The sequence below is a fragment of the Flavobacterium columnare NBRC 100251 = ATCC 23463 genome (assembly GCF_002530675.1).
GTDB classification, from domain to species: Bacteria; Bacteroidota; Bacteroidia; order Flavobacteriales; family Flavobacteriaceae; genus Flavobacterium; species Flavobacterium columnare.
On record NZ_PCMX01000132.1, the window covers coordinates 1 to 5,672 of the forward strand.

General features: G+C 30.7%; 4 protein-coding genes. 2 read left to right on the top strand and 2 right to left on the bottom strand.

What is annotated here, in order from left to right; translation table 11 throughout:
• Nucleotides 1-69 precede the first annotated feature (69 nt).
• Entirely contained in the window at nt 70-2,250 is a 2,181-nt protein-coding gene (locus B0A78_RS13325) for a S9 family peptidase (RefSeq protein ID WP_097609758.1), read from the bottom strand.
• 600 nt (nt 2,251-2,850) lie between these two features.
• Between B0A78_RS13325 and B0A78_RS13330 the strand changes: the two genes are divergently transcribed.
• Together B0A78_RS13330 and B0A78_RS13335 are read left to right on the top strand one after the other, a co-directional pair.
• Complete coding sequence (locus tag B0A78_RS13330) at nt 2,851-4,167, top strand: hydroxymethylglutaryl-CoA reductase, degradative (RefSeq protein WP_014164955.1); 1,317 nt, start codon at nt 2,851-2,853, stop codon at nt 4,165-4,167.
• Between the two features lie 21 nt (nt 4,168-4,188).
• A complete protein-coding gene (locus B0A78_RS13335) occupies nt 4,189-5,100 on the top strand; it encodes a GYDIA family GHMP kinase (RefSeq protein WP_041253364.1) in 912 nt (303 codons plus the stop codon).
• Here B0A78_RS13335 and B0A78_RS14340 read toward each other — a convergent pair.
• On the bottom strand, nt 5,095-5,672 hold a 578-nt coding region (locus B0A78_RS14340), incomplete at its 5' end, for a hypothetical protein (protein ID WP_211282056.1). The two genes, B0A78_RS13335 and B0A78_RS14340, sit on opposite strands and share 6 nt — an antisense overlap.

The following is a 5,672-nucleotide window of genomic DNA, read 5'->3' on the forward strand; positions in this document are numbered from 1 at the left end:
TTTTAGAAGTAAATTTAGAGGCGTAAGAAACATAGAATTCTTTCTTTTTAGACTTACAAATTTATATGCCTAATTTATCAAATCCACAGGTTTTAGACTTGATCCCATCTTAGTATACAGCTGTAAACGTGTTTTGCCTCCATAAATGCCGTGGTTTTTATCTGGATAAATGGCCCAATCAAACTGTTTGTTAGCCTGTACTAAAGCTTCTATCATTTTCATTGTGTTTTGTACGTGTACGTTGTCATCAGCCGTACCATGGATTAATAAAAAGTTTCCTTTTAATTTATTTACGTGTGTAATGGGAGAATTATTATCATAGCCCCCTGCGTTTTCTTGAGGCGTTTGCATATAACGTTCTGTATAAATACTATCATAATACCTCCAAGAAGTTACAGGTGCAACAGCTATAGCTGTTTTAAACACATCGGCTCCTTGAAAAATACAATTAGATGCCATAAATCCTCCAAACGACCAGCCAAATATACCAATTCTAGTTTTATCTACGTAAGAATAGTTTCCTATTACTTTTGCCGCGTCTATTTGGTCTATGACTTCATATTTTCCTAATTCTTTGTACGTACATTTTTTAAATTCAGCTCCTTTAAAACCTGTTCCACGTCCGTCTACACATACTATAATGTAGCCTTGTTGTGCTAACATTTTGAACCAGTAATCATCATTGGTATTCCACTTGTTCGCTACTTGTTGTGAACCAGGGCCTGAATATTGAAACATGAATACAGGATATTTTTTTGAGGTATCAAAATTTGTTGGCTTAATTATCCAAGTATTTAATTTATGTCCTTTTTCTGTTATGAGTTCAAAAAATTCTTTTGAAGGCAGGTTGTAATTTGTTAATTTCTCTTCTAGTTTTTCGTTAGAAGCAATAACTTTAATTTCTTTTCCCGTCTTAGAATCGTTTAGAGTGTACTTTGGTGCGTTTTTAGCACTAGAATAGGAATTAATAAAGTACTGAAAGTTAGGGCTAAAAGTAGCTGTATTCGTTCCCGTTTGGGATGTTAAACGGGTTTTATTGCTTCCGTCAATTTTTATAGCATATACATCACGATTGATAGAACCATTTTCAACAGACTGATAATAAATCATACTATTTTTTTCGTCAAAACCGTAATAGTGAGTTACTTCCCAAGGGCCTTTTGTTATTTGTTTTTTTAACTTACCTGTTTTGTCATAATGATAAATATGATTAAAACCCTCTTTTTCAGAAGTCCAAATAAAACTATTGTCTTTTAAAAATGTCAAATTATCAGTTACATCTACGTATGCTTTATCTTTTTCGTTAAGAACAACTTTAGTGGTTCCTGAATTTCCATCTACAAATAACAGGTCTAAATTGTTTTGATGGCGATTTAAAATTTGCGCACTCAACGTGTTAGGGTCATTAGTCCATTTTATACGAGCAATATAAAAATCGTTGTAATTGTCTAAATTAATTTTTTTCGTTATTCCTGTTTTTATATCGTAGATATGCAAAGAAACTAGAGCGTTTTTTTCACCTGCTTTCGGATACTTAAAAACAGATTGTAGCGGATATAGACCTTCATTGTATAGATCCATTGAAAATTGAGGGACATCTGTTTCATCAAAACGGATAAAACCTATTTTATTAGAATCTAAATTCCAATCATAAGCTTTTACAAACGAAAATTCTTCTTCGTATACCCAATCTGTTACACCGTTAATAATATTATTTTTCTTGCCATCAGTTGTAATTTGGGTATGTTTTTTTAAAGCTATATCGTAGAAATATAAATTGTTTTGGTAAACATAGGTTATTTTTGAACCATCAGGTGAAAAGCTAGGTTCTTGTACTTTGTAATCGGTTAATTGAGTTAACGATTTTGTGGTAGTATCATAAATAAAATAATCAGCTACGAAAGAATGACGAAAAATTTGTTCACTATTATTTGCAATCAATATTTTTTTTTCGTCCTTACTAAAAGTATATTGGTCAATCCCCTCTAATTGACTAAAGTTTTTGCTATCTATTAGTGTAGCTACTTTAGTTAAGGTGGCAAAATCATACAAATTAATTTGTGAAGATTTAGACGTTTTATCAAAATCTAAAACAGTATATTGATTTGTGTTTTTCATGGCTTCTAAAGCAGTCATACCTTGTGCTCTAAAGGCTCCAGACCAAATTTCTTCTAAGGATACTTGTTTTTGAGCTATCGCTGAAAATGATACCAAAAACAATACTAAAACGGATGTAATTTTGTTTTTCATTTTTTAGTTGATATAAAAAATCGCCCAATTTTAGTGAAAAAAAACTAAACAATAGCGGATTTTTTTGTTAAAAGCTAATTTTGACCATCTGAGCAATGGTTCTGGTTGTGGCTTTATGGTGTAAAATTATTACTTTTGTTCCGTAAAACACTCGTTATAGAAACAATAAGGATTGATGTTAATTCCAGCATTAAAAAGGAAGGATGGTATTTTAAACCTTGTTTTTTTAATGAATCAAAGAGAATTAGTCAATTAGAGAGAATAAAATTTCATGGTTACTATCAATAGAATGTACCATGTTCGTAAAAGAAATGACATCTAGGAAGTAAGTACTTTTGATAATTATATTTATAACGAAAAGGAATTGTTGATTTTGAAATAAAAGATGCCGCTCTTTTGAACGTTTAGAAAAAATAAATTTGGGGGCTTTAAAAAAGATTTAATAAGCCTAAATAGATAAAGATAGTTGTTTGTTTTAAAAGGAGTTGGATAAGCAATTATTCATAAAAAAGATTTAATTAGAATATAAAATTAGTGATGATTGTAAAATTATCACTATAAATAGCATTATTAAGAATAAAGAAAACACTAGTAAATAAAATGACTAAAACAGTTAGCGGATTTTCAAAATTATCAAAGGAAGAAAAAATCAACTGGATAGTTGAAACCCATTTTTCAAATTCAGAAGAAACAAAAAGAATCATTAAACAATATTGGAATGATGATACGAACTTACAAAAATTACATGATGAATTTATTGAAAATACAATTACTAACTTTTACTTACCATTAGGAATCGCACCTAATTTCATAATTAATGGAAAGAATTACAGTATTCCTTTTGCCGTAGAAGAAAGTAGTGTAGTAGCTGCTGCCAGTAAGTCTGCTAAATTTTGGTCAGACCGTGGCGGATTTAAAACGACTGTTATTAATACCGAAAAAATAGGGCAAGTCCATTTTATTTATCAAGGAGATAAACAAAAATTAGAAACTTTTTTTGATACAATCAAATCGAAATTTTTTCTCGAAACGGAAAGTATTACTAAAAATATGCAAAAACGCGGTGGTGGAATTTTAGAGGTTGTACTTCGTGATAAAACAGCTGATTTAGAAAACTATTATCAGTTACACGCTACTTTTGAAACAAAAGATTCAATGGGCGCTAACTTTATTAATTCCTGTTTAGAGCAATTTGCTAAAACATTAAAAAAGGAAGCACAAGTATTTGAAATATTTTCAGAAGAAGAAAAAGACATCACAATCGTGATGAGTATTTTATCTAATTATGTTCCAAATTGCTTAGTTCGCGCAGAAGTTTCTTGTAAAGTAGAAGAATTACGTGAGAAAACTATTGAAAATCCACAAGAGTTTGCTGAAAAATTTGTGCAAGCAGTTCGTATAGCAGAAATAGAGCCGTACCGTGCCGTTACACATAACAAAGGGATTATGAACGGAATAGATGCTGTGGTAATTGCTACAGGTAATGATTTTAGAGCAATAGAGGCAGGAGTTCATGCTTATGCTTCAAAAGAAGGAAAATATTCTAGTCTGTCTCATGCCAAAATAGAAAATGGTGTTTTTACTTTCTGGATGGAAATTCCTCTGGCATTAGGAACAGTAGGAGGATTAACTACTTTGCATCCTTTAGTCAAAATAGCTTTAGAAATGTTAGAAAAGCCATCGGCTCAAGAATTGATGCAGGTGGTTGCAGTGGCTGGTTTAGCTCAAAATTTTGCCGCATTGCGTAGTTTAACTACTACAGGGATTCAGCAAGGACACATGAAAATGCACTTGATGAATATTTTAAACCAATTTCAAGCTACTGAAGAGGAACGAAAAAAAGTGGTGAAATACTTTGAGAAAAATACGGTTTCGCATAGTTCCGTTGTAGATTATCTAGCTGAAATTAGAAAGTAAAGAACTTTTTTGCAAATGACTATGAGACAAACTTTTTATAGCAACGGTAAACTATTGATTACAGGAGAATATGTAGTTTTAGATGGTGCTCAAGCTTTAGCATTGCCTACAAAGTTTGGACAAAATTTGATAGTTGAAGAAGGATCGCCTAATACTTTTGAGTGGACTAGTTACGATAGTGATGGTAGTATCTGGTTTGAGAGTTCTTTTAGTTTTCAAGAGGTTCTAACTAAAAAAGAATTTCAAGAGGATAAGATAAAGACAACATTAGTGGAAATACTACATCACGGATACTTGTTAAATAAAGATTTTTTTAAAAAGCATTCAGGATATAAAATAAAAACAGAACTAACTTTTCCAAAACTTTGGGGTTTAGGAACTTCTTCAACACTAATAAATAATATTGCTCAATGGTTAGAGATTGATGCTTTTACATTGCTTAAAAATAGTTTTGGAGGGAGTGGATATGATATTGCATGTGCGAAATATTCTTCTCCGATAACTTACCAACTTATTGATGAAAAACCCCATGCTATAGAAACTGATTTTTTTCCAGATTTCAGAGATCAAATTTATTTCGTTTATTTAAATCAAAAACAAAATAGTCGAACTGCAATTAAGAAATATAATGAGAAAAAAGTTGATATAGCGACCATAATACCAACGATTAATGCACTTACTCAGGAAGTTATAAATGCTGCTGAAATAGAAAGTTTTTCTAAGGCATTGCAATTACACGAAATCCAAATGAGTGCCATTTTAGAGCAACAAACTGTAAAAGAGGTACTTTTTACAGATTTTAATGGAATGGTTAAAAGTCTAGGAGCTTGGGGAGGGGATTTTGTTATGGTTGTTTCAAATGAAAACCCTTTATCTTATTTTTTAGACAAAGGGTATCCTGTAGTTCTGTCTTATAAAGATATTATTTTATAATTTTTCTAATTCACGTTCCGCTTTTTTTACTTTTTTATCTTGGTTAGCAGCTTTTTCACGCATTTTTTCTATTTTTTTATTCCACTTTTCAATGTCTAGAGGAGATAGCTTTCCTTTTTGGTTGAGTTTGTCAAATTTTTTCTGTTCTTTTTCAATATCTTGATTGATTTCTTCTTGTTTGTCACGTGCTTTTGCTAAATTTTTTTTGACTTCTTCTATTTTTTTGCGTTCTTTTTCAGCTTTTTCAAGCTGTTTTTCCATTCTTTTTTTGTCCTTTTCTAATTGTTCTATTCTACGTTGTTCTTCTTTAACTCGATCAGCTTCTGCTTCTTTCAATGCTTTTTCTGCTTTTAGTGTTTTTTCCTTTTCTTTTGCTATTTTTTTAGCTTCTTTTTCTGCTTCTTTTTGAGCGTGTAACTCACTTAATTTTATCTTAGCAATAGAATCTTCTTTTTTACTGATTAATTGTTTTTCGGATTGAGAAAGTATATTTTCTTGTGCTTGTATTCCTATACAGGTAAGAATAAATATTCCTGAATAAATAAATTTTAAGTTCATAATATTTTTTTTAA

Coding starts and splice junctions, on each gene's coding strand:
- B0A78_RS13335 (WP_041253364.1), top strand. CDS start 4,189: ATGAGACAAACTTTTTATAGCAACGGTAAACTATTGATTACAGGAGAA.
- B0A78_RS13330 (WP_014164955.1), top strand. CDS start 2,851: ATGACTAAAACAGTTAGCGGATTTTCAAAATTATCAAAGGAAGAAAAA.
- B0A78_RS13325 (WP_097609758.1), bottom strand. CDS start 2,250: ATGAAAAACAAAATTACATCCGTTTTAGTATTGTTTTTGGTATCATTT.